The organism is Magnetospirillum sulfuroxidans (assembly GCF_018224925.1).
In the GTDB taxonomy this organism is placed as follows: Bacteria; Pseudomonadota; Alphaproteobacteria; order Rhodospirillales; family Magnetospirillaceae; genus Magnetospirillum; species Magnetospirillum sulfuroxidans.
Window position 1 is genome coordinate 25,563 of sequence record NZ_JAGTUF010000007.1, and the last position, 15,776, is coordinate 41,338.

13 protein-coding genes are annotated in these 15,776 nt (G+C 62.6%); 2 read left to right on the forward strand and 11 right to left on the reverse strand.

The features are described 5' to 3' along the window. Positions 1 to 4 precede the first annotated feature (4 nt). The 4 genes from eutC to KEC16_RS09355 all read right to left on the reverse strand — a co-directional run bounded on the left by eutC (position 5) and on the right by KEC16_RS09355 (position 4,269). Positions 5 to 778 (reverse strand): ethanolamine ammonia-lyase subunit EutC, encoded by a 774-nt coding sequence (gene eutC / locus KEC16_RS09340; protein ID WP_211548158.1) that lies wholly within the window; start codon positions 776 to 778, stop codon positions 5 to 7. 2 nt (positions 779 to 780) lie between these two features. Next, the gene (locus KEC16_RS09345; RefSeq protein ID WP_211548160.1) at positions 781 to 2,175 is read right to left on the reverse strand and encodes an ethanolamine ammonia-lyase subunit EutB; all 1,395 of its coding nucleotides are present in this window, start codon (positions 2,173 to 2,175) and stop codon (positions 781 to 783) included. 113 nt (positions 2,176 to 2,288) lie between these two features. Then, positions 2,289 to 3,311 (reverse strand): HD domain-containing phosphohydrolase, encoded by a 1,023-nt coding sequence (locus KEC16_RS09350; protein WP_211548163.1) that lies wholly within the window; start codon positions 3,309 to 3,311, stop codon positions 2,289 to 2,291. Positions 3,312 to 3,405: 94 nt separating this feature from the next. Further along, positions 3,406 to 4,269: a LysR family transcriptional regulator gene (locus KEC16_RS09355; protein ID WP_211548165.1), complete on the reverse strand. Its 864-nt coding sequence runs from the start codon at positions 4,267 to 4,269 to the stop codon at positions 3,406 to 3,408. A 98-nt stretch (positions 4,270 to 4,367) separates the two neighbouring features. On the opposite strand from KEC16_RS09355, the gene KEC16_RS09360 reads away from it, so the two are divergent. Continuing rightward, a complete protein-coding gene (locus KEC16_RS09360; RefSeq protein ID WP_211548167.1) occupies positions 4,368 to 5,546 on the forward strand; it encodes a YbfB/YjiJ family MFS transporter in 1,179 nt (392 codons plus the stop codon). Here the strand turns inward: KEC16_RS09360 and KEC16_RS20110 are convergent. Genes KEC16_RS20110 through KEC16_RS09380 form a run of 4 tightly spaced genes read right to left on the reverse strand, consistent with a single transcriptional unit; the run spans position 5,488 to position 9,540 of the window. Then, a complete protein-coding gene (locus KEC16_RS20110; RefSeq protein ID WP_211548169.1) occupies positions 5,488 to 6,654 on the reverse strand; it encodes a class I SAM-dependent methyltransferase in 1,167 nt (388 codons plus the stop codon). The genes KEC16_RS09360 and KEC16_RS20110 overlap by 59 nt on opposite strands. Positions 6,655 to 6,701: 47 nt before the next feature. After that, a complete protein-coding gene (gene plsY, locus KEC16_RS09370) occupies positions 6,702 to 7,292 on the reverse strand; it encodes a glycerol-3-phosphate 1-O-acyltransferase PlsY (RefSeq protein WP_211548171.1) in 591 nt (196 codons plus the stop codon). Next, on the reverse strand, positions 7,285 to 8,589 hold the full coding sequence (pyrC, locus tag KEC16_RS09375) for a dihydroorotase (protein ID WP_211548173.1): 1,305 nt from the start codon (positions 8,587 to 8,589) through the stop codon (positions 7,285 to 7,287). The genes plsY and pyrC overlap by 8 nt, the downstream gene beginning before the upstream one ends. Continuing rightward, positions 8,590 to 9,540, reverse strand: coding sequence for an aspartate carbamoyltransferase catalytic subunit (locus tag KEC16_RS09380; protein ID WP_211548175.1), 951 nt, complete (start codon positions 9,538 to 9,540; stop codon positions 8,590 to 8,592). A gap of 184 nt (positions 9,541 to 9,724) precedes the next feature. Here KEC16_RS09380 and KEC16_RS09385 point away from each other — a divergent pair, with 184 nt between their 5' ends. Then, positions 9,725 to 10,633 (forward strand): response regulator transcription factor, encoded by a 909-nt coding sequence (locus tag KEC16_RS09385; RefSeq protein WP_211548176.1) that lies wholly within the window; start codon positions 9,725 to 9,727, stop codon positions 10,631 to 10,633. Positions 10,634 to 10,718: 85 nt separating this feature from the next. On the opposite strand, the gene topA is transcribed toward KEC16_RS09385, so the two are convergent. Genes topA through KEC16_RS09400 form a run of 3 tightly spaced genes read right to left on the reverse strand, consistent with a single transcriptional unit; the run spans position 10,719 to position 15,695 of the window. Next, complete coding sequence (gene topA, locus KEC16_RS09390; protein ID WP_211548179.1) at positions 10,719 to 13,373, reverse strand: type I DNA topoisomerase; 2,655 nt, start codon at positions 13,371 to 13,373, stop codon at positions 10,719 to 10,721. Between the two features lie 44 nt (positions 13,374 to 13,417). Further along, complete coding sequence (gene dprA / locus KEC16_RS09395; RefSeq protein WP_211548181.1) at positions 13,418 to 14,548, reverse strand: DNA-processing protein DprA; 1,131 nt, start codon at positions 14,546 to 14,548, stop codon at positions 13,418 to 13,420. 43 nt (positions 14,549 to 14,591) lie between these two features. Continuing rightward, a complete protein-coding gene (locus KEC16_RS09400) occupies positions 14,592 to 15,695 on the reverse strand; it encodes a patatin-like phospholipase family protein (RefSeq protein WP_211548183.1) in 1,104 nt (367 codons plus the stop codon). Positions 15,696 to 15,776 lie beyond the last annotated feature (81 nt).

The window sequence follows — 15,776 nt, forward strand, 5'->3', positions numbered from 1 at the left end:
TGTCTCAATCCGAAGAAATGGAGATCTGGCCGGGCGTTGAACCCTGGCCGGGCTGAAGACTTGGGGTTTCCTCTTTCAGCCCAACGCCGGAAAGTCCCCGGCGCAGGGATTGAGTGATCAGCCACACCAGCTTGTCGGCGGCGGCAGCCGGCGACAGACCGTGGGCGTGAATGTTGGACAGACAATTGCGGTCAGCGTCACGCCGGCCGCTCCTTGGCCCATAGGTCATGTAAATGCCCAGAGAATCGGCCACCGACAGGCCGGGGCGTTCACCGATCAGCATCACCGCCAGCTTGGCGCCCAAGGCCGCGCCGATGGGATCGGACAACGCGACACGGGCCTGTTCGGCCAGCACCAGCGGGGCGATGGACAGGCCGCTCAGCCGCATGTGCACCGCCCACACCACCTGAACCGCCCAATTTTGTACCGCCGCCGCCGACAGACCGTCACCGACGATCAGCACCACATCCCACGCGCCCTTGACCAGCCCCGACGCGCTGGCGGGGTCAAGCCGGCGGCCAAGATCGGGCCGGCGCAGATAGGTGGAACGATCGGGAACGGCGCTTTTGACCCGAATCGCCGGCCGCGGCATCTGTTGTTCCAGCGCGTCCCAATCGACGGCGCCGTGAACGGCATCGCGCGCCTTGGCGTGAGAGAGCTGGAAATCCAGCAATGCCGCCGTCGGCAGGGAATCGCCAGAACGGCCAAGGCCGATCCGGGCGCGGGTGGCGGCGCGGAAGCGGGCGAAAGGATCAAGCGAGACGATATCGTCGGCCATGTTCACGCCCCCCCCTTGGCCAGCAGCCGCCGCAAGGGGGCGGCATCGCCGCCCAACGGCGGCACCTTGCCACTGGCGTCGGCCAGCCCCATGCGCATCAGCCAGGCTTCGAATTCCGGCGCCGGCTTGCGCCCGAGCAGGTGCCGCAGGCCGACCACGTCGTGATAGGACAGGCTTTGGTAATTCAGCATGACGTCGTCAGCGCCGGGCACGCCGATGAGAAAGTTGACGCCGGCATTGCCCAACAGCAGCATCAGGACGTCCATGTCGTCCTGATCGGCCTCGGCGTGATTGGTGTAGCAAACGTCCACCCCCATGGGCAGACCCAACAGCTTGCCGCAAAAATGATCCTCCAAGCCGGCACGGATAATCTGTTTGGCGTCGAACAGATATTCGGGGCCGATAAAGCCGACCACGGTGTTGACCAAAAGCGGCCGGAAGGCGCGGGCCACGGCGTAAGCGCGCACCTCCACCGTCTGCTGGTCGATGCCGTGATGGGCGTCGGCCGACAGCGCCGCGCCTTGGCCGGTTTCGAAATACATGACGTTGTCGCCCACCGTGCCGCGCCGCAACGACAGCGCCGCCTGTTCGGCCTCGGCCAGGATGGCCAAATCAATGCCGAAACCTTTATTGGCGGCCTCGGTGCCGGCGACGCTTTGAAACACCAGATCGAGCGGCGCCCCTTTTTCCACGGCGGCGATGGAATTGCTGACATGGGTCAGCACGCACGATTGGCTGGGAATGTCGAAGCGGCCGCGCACCTCGTCCAGCATGCGCAGCAGCGTGCAACAGGCCTCGACGTTGTCGGTGGCCGGATTGATGCCGATGACGGCGTCCCCGACGCCGAACAGCAATCCGTCCAAGGTCGAGGCGGCGATGCCCAATGGATCGTCGGTCGGATGATTGGGCTGCAAGCGCGACGACAACCGCCCCGGCAAGCCGATGGTCGAGCGAAAGGCGGTGACCACCTGGATCTTGGCCGCCACCGCCACCAGATCGGCATTGCGCATCAGCTTGGACACCGCCGCCACCATTTCCGGCATCAGGCCGGGGGCAAGCGCCGCCAGGGCGGCAGTATCGGCTTCGTAGGACAGCAGCCAATCGCGCAATTGGCCCACGGTCATATGCGCGACCGGATCAAAGGCCGCCGCATCGTGACCGTCGATGATCAGACGGGTGATTTCGTCGTCTTCATAAGGAACCAAGGCTTCGGTCAGAAAGGTTCGCAGCGGCAGATCGGCCAAGGCCATGCGGGCCGCCACCCGGCGCAATTCGCTGTCGGCCGCCAGACCGGCCAGTTCGTCACCGGAACGGCGCGGCGAGGCACAGGCCAACAGCGTCGCCAGATCGGCGAAAATGTGGCGTTCTCCGCCCAAAGTGACCGCATAACCCGCCATCCGCCCAATCCCTGGCCGTGGTGATGAGGTCATCACTATGACAGCAGGCGGGGCAGAGCGTTTGACAGTTCAGCACAAAAAATAGGCTTCGTATTTTCGTGGTTATTTTTTAATCAAAACCCCAGCCCAACTTCGCCGAACACCGCTTCGCCTTGGGATCTGATAACGGTTTCGCAAGCCTGCACCACCTCGGGGTCATAGCGGGTGGCGCAATGATCGTGGATTTCGGCCAGGGCGGCATCCATGCCCAAAGCGGGGCGATAGGGGCGATGACTGCTGATCGCCTCGACCACATCGGCCACCGCCAGAATGCGGGCTTCGGGGATGATGGATTCGGCGGTCAGGCCCAAGGGATAACCCGAACCGTCCAACCGTTCATGATGCTGGCGGATCATGGTCGCCACCGGCCAGGGAAAATCGATGCCGTCGACAATTTCCGCCCCCACCGCCGCGTGCGAGCGCACCACGCCAAAAGCGGCATCAGACAATTTGCCGGGGCGGCTCAGAAAATCCGACGGCACGCTGATCTTGCCCAGATCATGGATCAGGGCGCCGGTCTGCAAACCTTCCAGCGTATGCTCGGACCAGCCCATCTGCCGACCGATGGCCACCGCCAGCTGCGCCACCCGGCGTTGATGGCCGGCGGTATAGGGGTCGCGGATTTCCAAGGTCAGCGACACGGCGCGAACCGTCTGCAACAGCACCTTTTTCATGCGGTCGGCCGATTGCAGCCGTTCGATTTCCAGCGTTTTCCGCTCGATGGCGTACAACACCGTCCGCGAAATCAAATGGCCATCGCCGACACCCTTGACCAGATAATCCTGGCAGCCACGCTTGACGGCGGCGACACCGACATCTTCATCGGCCAAACCGGTGAAGACGACGATCGGAAGCAAGGGCGCCAATTTGCGCATGGCGTCGATGGTTTCCAAACCATGGCTGTCAGGCAAGGACAGGTCCAACAGCACGACGTCGGCGTCATTGTCGATCAACCATGTCTTGGCGTCCGCCATGGTCTCGGCATAGCTAAGTTCAAACCCCCCGGTTTCCGCCAACAAGGCCCGAACCAGACGAGCGTCACCGGGATTGTCTTCCACCAGCAACAAACGGATCGGGGGGGCATTGGGGTCGCGCATGTTTTATGCCTTCGCTGATCCGATCATAGTACCCCTCTTACGCACAGGGACCAGACCCTATTGCCAGAAGGGAGATACGCAAAAAACAAGCGGCTCAGGCCGCCTGGGCGAGATCGGGCTTTAAAAAGGCGGTGAAATCGCCCATGGCCCGGCTGGGGACGCTGTCGCGATGACGAATAAGCCAAGTCTCGACCCGGCTGTCGGCGATGGCCAGGGCGGCGATTTGCCCGGCCAGATGCGGCCGTTCGACCACCGTGCGGGGCAGCAAGGTCACCCCCATGCCGGCGGCAACACAGCCGAGCAAGCCATCCAAGGTGCCGAATTCCATCACATGGCGCGGCGGCTCGCCCCGGCGGCGCAACCAGTTCTCGGTCCGCGCCCGATAGGCGCAGCCCGAACGAAAGACCAGCATGGAGTGGGTATTGGCCTGCTCGACCGAGGCGATCCCCACCGGCACCGCCAACACCAATTCCTCGACGAAGACCGCTTCGCCGAGGATGCGATCATGACGCACCGGCCCGCCGACAAAGGCCAGATCGGCATGGCGATCAAGGATCGCCTGCACCACGCTTTCGCTGGTCCCGGTCGATAGCGAAAGCCGCACCTTGGGGTGGGCGGCGGCAAAGCCAGCCAGGATCGGCGGCAAGCGCACCGCCGCCGTGCTTTCCATCGAGCCAAGGCGCAAGATTCCGCCTTCTCCGACGATCTCGTCCACCGCCGCCTTGGCTTCGTCGGCCAAGGCCAAGATGCGTTCGGCGTAATCCAACAGCACCGCCCCGGCCGGGGTCAGGCGCATGCCGCGCGGCTCGCGCACGAACAATCCGGTGCCGATTTCATCTTCAAGCTTGCGGATGCGGGCGGAAATGTTGGAGGGCACCGAATGCACCAACTCGGCCGCGGCCACCACCGAGCCCGAGCGGGCAACGGCGCGGAAAATGCGAAGGGCGGCGCTATCCATGGCTGCATTCTCCTTATACGAATGGTTCGAGCATAATTATTCGCTGGTAATGAAGCAAGGCCGACGCCACGCTTGGGGAAAGCGGAGGGGAGACGGAAATGTCCTTGGTGCGAATTCTGATCGGCGGCTTTTGCGCCTGTGCCGTCTCGCTGGGTTTGGGACGCTTTGCCTATACCCCGATCCTGCCGCTGATGGGCATCGACACCGAAAGCGCCGGCTGGCTGGCCGCTTCCAATAATCTGGGCTATCTGATCGGCGCCGTTTGGGCCAGTTGGGCCAGCAGTGAAAATCAACGTCACCGTCTGCTCAATTTCGGTCTGGCGTTGGTGGCAGTGTCGCTGGCCGCCATGGCCCTGACCGGGGACCAAATGATCTGGAACCTGATCCGTCTGATCGCCGGCATCGGCTCGGCCCTGGTTTTTGTCCTTGGTTCAGCCTTGGTGGTGCCGCGTCTGGCCGAAATGGGACGGGCCAAGTTATCCGGCCTGCATTTCGGCGGCGTCGGCCTGGGAATTTTCGCCTCGGGCTCGGCCATCGCCTGGATCGGCGGCCGCACCACCGATTCCGGCGCATGGTGGGCGGCCGGAATCATTTGCGCCGTCTTGTCGGCCACCTCGTATTTGTGCCTGCGTTCGTTGCGCGCCCCCAAACCCGCCGATTTCACCCCACGTCCGCCAAGCACGGCGATCCCCTTTCCGCTTCCGCTGCTGGCGGCGGCTTATTTCTGCGCCGGCTTCGGCTATATCATCACCGGCACCTTCTTGGTGGTGGTGGTGAAATCAACCCCCGGCCTGGGGGAATGGGCCAATCTGTCCTGGGTGCTGGTCGGCGTCGCCGCCATTCCCTCGGCCGCCGCCTGGGGCTGGGTCGCCGAGCACAAGGGATACGCCCCGGCCTTGGCGGCGGCGCATATCTTGATGGCGCTGGGCACCGCGCTGCTGGCCTTGTTCGGCCATCCCTTGGCCGTGTTCGCCGCCGCCGTGCTCTATGGCGGAACCTTTCTCGGCATCGCCGGCATGGCCGTGGCCTTCGGCCGCGCCATCACCCCCGCCCACCCGGCCCGCACCATGGGGGTGCTGACGGTGTTTTTCAGCATCGGCCAGATCATCGGTCCGGTGGTGGCGGCGAAACTGGCGGAAAGCGGCGGCTGGATGCCAGCCTTGCTGGTGGCGGCGGCGGTGACCATCGCCGGGGCGCCGCTGCTGACCTGGGGCGAGATCAAATCCGCGCGGTCACTCCGTCATCAGAAAGCGCCGGTCCGATCTTTTCCGGGTTGATGATCCGGCCAAACCAGGTTGCCCAGCCAAGGACATCGATTTCTTCCACCAATCCGGCAGAAATAAGCCGATACATATGAGCTCGTGTCCTGGGGCTTTTTCGCCCCCGTGCCGGCCCCGTCATCAAGAAATCATCAACAATTAAAATACAGTCAGGCGCCAAATAATCTTTTACTGCTTTCAGCTTCGCAAGAACATCTCCGTCGGCATCAATTACCAGCATCCGAACCGAGGCTTTAGGAAAAGAAAGAGTATCACTCCCCCCATCTTCCACTTTCATTGGAATAATGGACACACAATCCTGCAAACCATAGGCGGCGACATTGGCACGAAGATCTCCAAGGATATCTGTTGTCGGTATCTGTGAATGCGCCAGAAAGGATCCACCAATCTCGAATGATGTCAGCGATTGCCCCAAAGCCTTCGCCGCCGTCCCCAAGGGACATGTCAGCCCCCCGGCATAAGTCCCGATCTCGATTACAGGCCCAGGGTTGAGGTGCAGTAAGATCGCCGCAAAAACAGAAACGGACCAATGCAGCATGCTGAAATCAGACGGCCCGAAACCAAGACAGCAGATTTCCAAAGATTTTGCCTGAGCCAAGGCGAAATCAACCGCCACGTCGACTAAATCCGGGGAAAAGCCCCGTTGTTCGACCAGCCAGAAACGGACATCATCGAGAAACTCATTTATCTCCGGAATCCGTTGATCCATCAATTTGCCGCGCGGAAAAACCAAATCCTCGAAGAAAATAAAGTTTTGAACCCCCTGCTGCGCCATGGCGGTCTTGAGGAAAGGCCACGGCACCCCCATTGTCTCAGCGTCTTTTCCCAAAATAACAGGCGTGGATTTGGCGATCCCCGAAGCCGCCAATTCCTCGAGCGAGCGCCCGGAGCCATCGGCGACAATGAAGTTCCAATCGCCGACCGAGGCGATGTATGCCAATACCTGAATGCCGTGCGCCCCCAGCATCTGCGTCAGCTGCTGCTCGAACCCGCCGACCCCGATGATCAGGCATTGACTGAAATCAAAGGGAGGACGCAGCACATTTCCAGTATCGCATCTCGGCTCGATAGGCATGTGAATCCCTTTATTGATGGAGACAATCACGCATCTTTCGCTGCCCTCCCCTTTCAGGGTGCCTCAGCCAAGAGACATCAGCTTTTTTTGTTGCCGATCCGCGGCTCCTCGCCGCGAACCAAGCGAAGGATGTTGGCCTTGTGGCGAAAAATGCCCAACAGCGCCAAACCGGCGGCCATGGCCGCCGTTTCCGGACCGGCGAAGTACCAGGCGTAAAGCGGTGAGGCGGCCAGGGCGACCAAAGCGGCCAGCGAAGAAATGCGGAACAATCCAGCGATCGCCAGCCAGGTAACGCAGCAGGCCACGCCCGCCGGCCACGAGCACGCCATCAAGGTTCCCAACGTGGTGGCCACGCCCTTGCCGCCCTTGAAGCTCAACCAAACCGGGAAATTATGCCCCAGCACGGCGGCAAAGGCGGCGACCAGCATGGCCTGCGGCCCCAGCACAAACAGGGCCAGCAAGGCGGCGATGGCCCCTTTTCCGCCATCCAGCAGCAAGGTTGCCAGGGCCAGCCCCTTGCGCCCAGTGCGCAGCACATTGGTCGCGCCGATATTCCCCGAACCGATGGCGCGAATATCGCCCAGCCCGGCGGCCCGGGTCAGCACCAGCCCGAACGGGATCGAGCCAAGCAGATAACCGCCGATTGCCGCGCCGATCAGGTCAAACACAATGCACCGTCCGGCCGTCAACCACGGTGCGCAGAACCACGCCTTGCATGGGTCGTCCGTCAAAGGGCGAGTTCTTCGACTTGCTCTTGAACTTGGTCGGATCGACCAGCCATCCCCGATCAGGGTCGAACACCACCAGATCGGCCGCCGCCCCCATCTTCAAGCGCCCCGCGCTCAGGCCCAACACGTCGGCGGGACTACAGGTCAGCAAGCGCAAGGCGTCCAGCAGCTTAAGCGAATCGCCGTGAACCAGCGACAAGGTGGCGGCCAACAAGGTTTCCAGACCGATACCGCCAAATTCGGCAGCGGCAAAGGTCTGACGCTTGGCGTCTTCATCCTGGGGAGCATGATCCGAGGCGATGGCGTCGATGGTGCCATCGTGCAATCCGGCGATCACCGCCAGCCGGTCGGATTCGGCCCGCAGCGGCGGCGACAGCTTGGCGAAGGTGCGGTAATTGTGCACTTCCAATTCGTTAAGGGCGAAATAGGGCGGCGCCGTATCACAGGTGACCGCCAGCCCCTTGGCCTTGGCCTTGCGAATAACCTCGATGCCCTCGGCGGTGGAGACATGGGCGGCGTGATAACGCCCGCCAGTCATCGCCACCAGCCGCATGTCGCGTTCCAGCATGATCACCTCGGCCTCGGGCGGGATGCCCGACAACCCCATGCGGGTGGCCCGCTCGCCGGCATTCATCACCCCCGACCCGGCCAGCGCCGGATCTTCGGCATGCTGGACGATCAGGGCGCCGAAGGTGGCGGCATAGGACAAGGCGCGGCGCATGATCTGGCTATCGGCGATGGCCTTGATGCCGTCGGTAAAGGCAAGAGCGCCGGCTTCTTGCAAGAAGCCCATTTCCGACAGCTCGCGCCCTTCCAATTTCTTGGTGGCGGCGGCATAGGGATAGACCTTGGCCAAGCCGTTCTTGCGGGCACGACGGGCGACGAATTCCACCGTCGCCACTTCATCCATGATCGGATCGGTGTTGGGCAGGCAGACCATGGAGGTGATGCCGCCGGCCACCGCCGCCTCGCCCGCTGATTTCAGCGTTTCCTTATGTTCCTCGCCCGGTTCGCGCACCTGCACCCGCATGTCGACCAGACCGGGGGCGAGACACAGGCCGGCGCAATCAACCACTTCGATGCCCGAGGGCACGCCGCCCTGGAACAGACCGGGGCCGACATCGGCGATGCTTTCGCCGTTGACCAGCACCGCGCCCTTGGCATCCAAACCGGTGGCCGGATCAAGCAGACGCGCATTCACATAGGCGACCAGCCCGGATGGGATCGGCTTTGCCATTTACAGTACCACCGCGTTGGGAAGATGACGGGTCAACAGGTCCAGGCAGGCCATGCGCACCGCCACCCCCATTTCCACCTGTTCGCGGATCAACGACCGTTCGACGTCGTCGGCAACGTCCGAATCGATCTCGACGCCGCGATTCATCGGCCCCGGATGCATGATCACCGCGTCGGGCTTGGCCAGGGCCAGTTTTTCATAATCAAGGCCGAAAAAGCGGAAATATTCAGGAATCGAGGGAATGAAGCTGCCTTTCATCCGTTCGTTCTGGATACGCAGCATCATCACCACATCGACGTCTTTAATGCCGGCGCGCATGTCGTGGAACACCTCGACCCCCATGCGATCGACCTGCGACGGGATCAGCGTGCGCGGACCGACCAGCCGCACCCGCGCCCCCATGGTATTGAGCAGATGGATATTGGAACGCGCCACCCGCGAATGCAGGACATCGCCGCAAATGGCCACGGTCAGGCCGGCGATGGTGCCCTTGCGGCGGCGGATGGTCAGGGCGTCCAGCAACGCCTGGGTCGGATGTTCGTGCGCGCCGTCGCCGGCATTGATGACGGCGCAATTGACCTTTTCCGACAGCAGCTCGGCCGCCCCCGATTCGGCGTGACGGACCACCAGCACGTCCAGATGCATGGCGTTGAGCGTCATCGCCGTATCGATCAGGCTTTCGCCCTTGGCCACCGACGACGCCGAGGTCTGCATATTGATGACGTCGGCCCCCAGCCGCTTGCCAGCCAACTCGAAGCTGGTCAGCGTCCGGGTCGAGTTCTCGAAGAACAAATTGACCAGCGTCCGCCCCCCCAACAGGTTGCGGCGTTTGTCGATCGACCGGTTCTGCGCCGCGTAACCGTCGGCCAGATCCAGGATGGTGGTGATCTCTTGCGGTCCCAGACCCTGGATACCCAAGAGATGACGATGCGGAAAGCGCGGTTGTGTCATGGTGGCCGAACTATATGGCGAGCCGCACCGCCCCGCAAGCGGGTCTGGCATAGTGCATAGCCGGAATCGGTGGATGACCTGCTTACACTCTGCCCCTATCATACCCATATGGCGGTCGAGGGCTTAGATTGGGGTCATCCTCCCTTCCTCGGCACCGCATCTGGTTGATTGACATGGGTAGAGAATGCAGGGCTCGTTGGAGAACATTCGGCTGGTCATCGCCGACCCTAATCCGTTAGTCCGCACCGGACTGAAGGGCGCCCTCTTCGCCATGGGTTTTCGGGCTGTTTCCGACACCGCCAGCTACATCAAGTTGCACGACCTGATCGAACGGGATTCCATTGACCTGCTGATCGCCTCGACCGAGCTGGAAGGCAACGATGTCGGTTTCCTGGTCAAGGAAATGCGCGATCAGCGCCTGGGAGCCAACCCGTTTCCGGTGGTGATTTCCCTGTTGTCACGCCCAGAGCCCGATTACGTCAAGCGCATCATCGACGCCGGCTGCGACGATTTGTTGCTGATGCCGCTGTCGCCCGACCAGTTAATCCTGCGCATCGAGAAACTCACTCGCACCAGAAAGCCGTTCGTGGTCACCCACGATTATACCGGCCCCGATCGCCGCGCCAAGCAACGCACATTCGACAACCATTCGGCCCCCATGCTGGAAGTGCCCAATCCGTTGCGGGTGCGGGCGGAAACCGGCGTTGACGGCACCCGGCTGCAACGCATGGTGTCCGAATCCTCGGCGACCTTGAACCGCATGAAGATCGAACGCTACGCCGTGCAGATCGACTGGCTGTCCAATCACATCCACGGCTGCATCCGTGACGGCCGGACCGAGGATTCCAATGCCTTGATGCCACACACCAACCGACTGGTGCATGTGGCCGAGGACATGATCCGACGGATGAAGCGCAGCCCGTCCGAGGTCTTAACCGGCCCGGTGGCCGAATTGCTGGAAATTGCCCACCGGCTGGACGATGCCAAAACCGAAGTGCGTTTCAGCGAATTGGAAAAGCTGAACGGGCTGGCCAAAAATCTGTTGCGCTCGCTTGGCGCCCCGCGCCCCTTCGTCGCGGCGAAGACAGCGTAACCGCCGCCCCGCACCGCAATCCCCCTCCCCCGCGGACATTGTTTCCTTCAGACGGTGGCTCAACCATCTGAAGGAAATCGAAACATCAGGACTCGGTCTTTTTCTTCGCCGCCGGCTTCTTGGCGGCGGGTTTCTTGGCGGCGGGCTTTTTGGCGGCGGGCTTCTTCTTCACCACGCTTTCGCCATCTTCCGCCGCCGCTTTCTTCGGCGCCGCCTTGCGGGCCGGTTTCTTGGCCGCCTTGGCCGCCTTGGCGGCGATCAACGGCAACGCCTGTTCCAACGTCACCGTCAACGGATCGGTGCCCTTGGGCAAGGTGGCGTGCACGCCATCGCGTGATACGTAAGGCCCGTAGCGGCCTTCATGCACGGTCACCGCCTTGCCGTCATGGTCGCCCAAAGTCTTGAGCGGACCGGCGGCCTTGCCCTTGGCCTGGGACAACAGCTCCACCGCCCGGTTCATGCCGATGGTCAGGACGTCGTCATCCTTGGCCAAGGATTTATAGACGCCGTCATGCAGCAGATAGGGGCCAAAGCGGCCGACGCCGGCCTTGATCATCTTGCGGGATTCCGGGTGTTCGCCGACATCGCGGGGCAGGGCCAGTAATTTCAGCCCCATCTCCAGGTCGATGGCGCCGGGCTCAAGCCCCTTATACAGCGACACCCGCTTGGGCTTGGCGCCTTCCCCCAGTTGCACATACCAGCCATAAGGGCCTTTGCGCAACGAGACCGGCTCACCCGAAACCGGATCATTTCCCAGTTCCTTGGGACCGTCGGGCAAAGGCTCGCCGCCATTTTCGCCGCCTTCGCCAGCCATGGCCAGCGGCCGGGTATAGCGGCATTCCGGGTAATTGGCACAGCCGATGAAGGCCCCGAACTTGCCCAGCTTCAACGACAACCGGCCGGCGCTGCACACCGGGCACAGGCGCGGATCGTGCCCTTCGCCATCCGACGGGAAGAAGTGGGCGCCCAATTCGGCGTCCAACTTTTCGATCACTTCCGAAACCCGCAATTCCTTGGTGCCTTCGACGGCCCCCTTGAATTGACGCCAGAAATCTTCCAGCACCCGTTTCCAGTCAATCTTACCGTCAGACACCTCGTCGAGCTGGTTTTCCAGATCGGCGGTGAAATTGTATTCGACGTAACGGCCGAAATAGCTTTCCAAAAAGGCGGTGACCAGACGGCCGCGATCTTCGGGAATAAAGCGGCGGGCATCCAGACGGACGTAATTGCGGTCCTGCAACACCGTCAGGATCGAGGCATAGGTGGACGGCCGGCCGATCCCCAATTCTTCCATGCGCTTGACCAGCGAGGCTTCGGAAAAGCGCGGCGGCGGCTGGGTGAAATGCTGATCGGCGCGCACGTCCTGGCGGGCCATGGCCTCGCCTTGGCTGACGTCGGGCAGCAGACGCTCGGCTTCGTCATCTTCGCCGCCCGCCGCCGGGGCGTCGTCGCGATCCTCGCGGTAGACTTTCAAGAAGCCTTCGAACACCACCACCGAGCCGGTGGCCCGCAAGCCGATGGCCTTGTCGGCGCTGGCGATGTCAACCGCCACCTGATCCAGTTCGGCCGCGGCCATCTGGCTGGCGACCGTGCGTTTCCAGATCAGTTCGTACAGCCGCAACTGGTCGCGATCAAGCGTGCGGGCCAGTTGGTCGGGACGGCGGAACAGATCGGTGGGACGGATACATTCGTGCGCCTCTTGGGCATTCTTGGCCTTGGTCTTGTACAGACGCGGGGCGCCGGGCACGTAATCACGGCCGAAATCCTTGGCGATCAGATCACGGGTGGCGGCGATGGCCTCGGCCGCCATCTGCACGCCATCGGTACGCATATAGGTGATCAAACCCACCGTCTCGCCGCCGATATCGATACCTTCGTACAGACGCTGGGCCAATTGCATGGTCTTTTGCGCGCCGAAATGCAGCTTGCGGCTGGCTTCTTGCTGCAACGTCGAGGTGGTGAAGGGCGCATAGGGATTGCGCTTGGTCTTCTTGCGCTCGACCCCGGCCACGGTAAAGCTGGCCGCCTCGACCGCCGCCTTGGCCGCCAGGGCCGAACTTTCGTTGGCCAGGGCGAATTTGTCCAGCTTGGCCCCATTCAGATGGGTCAGGCCGGCGGTGATCATCGCCCCCTTGGCCGTCAGGAAATCGGCGGCCAGCGTCCAGTATTCCTGGCTTTTGAAATTCTCGATTTCGGTTTCACGCTCGCAGATCAGGCGCAGCGCCACCGATTGGACGCGGCCAGCGGAGCGCGAACCGGGCAGCTTGCGCCACAGCACCGGCGACAAGGTGAAACCGACCAGATAATCCAGCGCCCGCCGGGCCAGATAGGCATCAACCAGATCCTGATGCACGTCGCGGGGATTGCGCATGGCTTCGGTGACGGCGGATTTGGTGATCTCGTTGAACACCACCCGCTTGACTTCCTTGCCCTTCAACACCCCCTTGGCTTCCAACACCGCCTGGACGTGCCACGAAATGGCTTCCCCTTCGCGATCCGGGTCAGTGGCCAGGAACAGTTTGTCGGCCTTTTTCACCGCTTGGGCGATTTCCTTGATCTGGCGCTCCGACTTGGCGTCGGCCTCCCAGTCCATGGCAAAGCCCTCGTCCGGGCGGACCGAGCCGTCCTTGGCCGGAAGATCGCGGATATGGCCATACGAGGCCAGCACCAAAAAGTCGGAACCAAGATACTTGTTGATGGTCTTGGCTTTGGCGGGAGATTCGACGACGACGACCTTCATCCGGACCCAGTGGTGCGAGGAATGGGACGCGGCGGCCTGATCCTTCAGCCCGCCACCAGCAACGCCACCTGTTGACCAGGATGACGTTCCAGACGGCCGGCCAGCTCTAATTCAAGCAGGACCATGGACACCACGGAAGCAGACAATTGGCATTCGCGGATCAGCAAGTCAACCGCAACCGGCATCGGCCCCAGGCTTTCCAGCACCAAGGCGCGCGCGTATGCGAGGCTTTTTTCGTCGTTCACCGTCTCGGGTTGGGCGACAAAATCACCGTGCCGATCCTCGGCCAGCGGACGGCGCAGCAGATCAAGAACGACACGGGTGACGTCATCGGCGCTTTCGGTCAGGGTGGCGCCGTGGCGGATCAGATCATTGGGCCCCTGTGCCCGTGGGTCCATGGGATGACCGGGCACGGCGAACACTTCGCGGCCTTGTTCGGCGGCCATGCGGGCGGTAATCAGCGAACCCGATTTCAGCGACGCCTCGACCACCACCACCGCCAACGCCATGCCCGAGACGATGCGGTTGCGGCGGGGGAAGTGGCTGGCCTGGGGCTGGGTTCCCGGCGGCATTTCCGACACGACGCAGCCCATGGCGACGATGTCGTCGTAAAGCTTCTGGTTTTCCGGCGGATAGACCACCTCGACGCCGCCAGCCACCACCGCCACCGTCCCCGCGGACAAGGATCCTTCATGGGCGGCGGTGTCGATGCCACGGGCCAGCCCCGAGACCACCCCCAAGCCGGACCGGCCCAGATCAGCGGCCATGCGCCGGGTCAGATTGCGACCATTGATCGAGGCGTTGCGGGCGCCAACCATGGCGATCATGGATTTGCCCAACAGCGACGGATTGCCACGGGCATAAAGAATCGGCGGCGGGTCGTCGATGGCGGCCAACAGACGCGGATAGCCCGGCTCGCACGCCGCCAGCACGGTGCAGCCCAGCTTTGCCGCGGCATCGAGTTCGCGCAAGCCGACATCCTTGGGGCAGACGACGATGGGCCGCGCCCGCCCGCCGCGTTTGGCCAGCTCTGGCAATTCCGCCAAAGCGCGGGCGGCGGAGCCATAGCGTTCCAGCAGACGAATAAAGGTGCGCGGGCCGACATTCTCGCTGCGGATCAACCGCAGCCAGTCCAGTCGCTCCGACGCCGAAAGGGTGCGGGTGTCGCCAAACATGGGCGGCACCTTCCCTTATTGCCTGTATACAGTCAAGACAACTCTACCTCAACGCACCCCGTGCGACGATGTGATCGCAGATGGATTCGGTATCCCACGATGATTTTTTGCCCAAGGCGGCTTCGATCTCGGCCCAGGAATCATCAAAGGCGGAACGGCCCAGATCCCGCAAATGGACAAGAAAATCCCAGGCCGGCGCATCCTTGGAATAGATCCCCAGACGGGCCAATTCCACATCCGCATGGATGCGGTGGAAATTGATGCGGCGCGGGCCGCGGCCCTTGACCACCAACCCGGCGTCAACCATGCGGTTAACCGTCTCGATGGCGTTGACCTCGTGCACCATCGAGGCGGAAAAGGTGATTTCGTTCAAGCGGTCGGCAATCTGCCGCGGCGTGCGCGGAACCCCTTCGCGGTGCAACGGGTTGACGCTGATCAACACCAGATCGTCGCATTCCGCCCCGCGCACCCGCTGCAACAGCGGCGATAGCGGCGGATTGCCCATATAGCCGCCATCCCAGTAATGCCGGTGGTCGATCTCGACACTGTTCAGCGCCGTCGGCACACATGCCGATGCCTTCAACGCATTGGGCGAGACCGCGCCATCGACGAAGATTTGACGGCGGCATTCCTGCACATCGGTGGCCGCCACCAGCACGGTCGGAACTTGGGCGACCGGGGTGGCCAAGATGGCCGGCAAATGCGGGAAAACATCCCGCAAGACACTGTTCAGATAAGTCCCGATACTGGCGTCGGCGGGGGCCACCCCCACCGACGTCATGTCGGCCCAGCGCGCCGCCGGGCTGTCGTCGATGTTCCAGCCCAGCGACAGACCGATGGTGGCGACAAAGGGATTGCCGCCCCAAAAAGCAGCCCGGGCGATGGTCGCCCACAATTCCTCGATCTTGGTTTGCGCCGCCTTGGCCATGCGCTTGTTCCGCGCCGTCGCCGGCCCCGACAGCTCGGCCCCCTCGCGCAGGCCATAGGCCAAGGCGGTGGCGTTCAACGCCCCCGATGACGCCCCTGATACGCCGGAAATCTCGATCTTTCCCGCCGCCACCTGATCCAGCAGACGATCCAGCACTCCCCAGGTGAAGGCGGCATGCACCCCCCCGCCCTGCAACGCCAGCGCGATTTTCTTAGCCATGGTCGGCCTCCCGGTTTTCTTGTTTATAGCCAAAGCCTACGCCCATCGACCGAGCCGGGCAATCGAGGCCATGGACAAAAC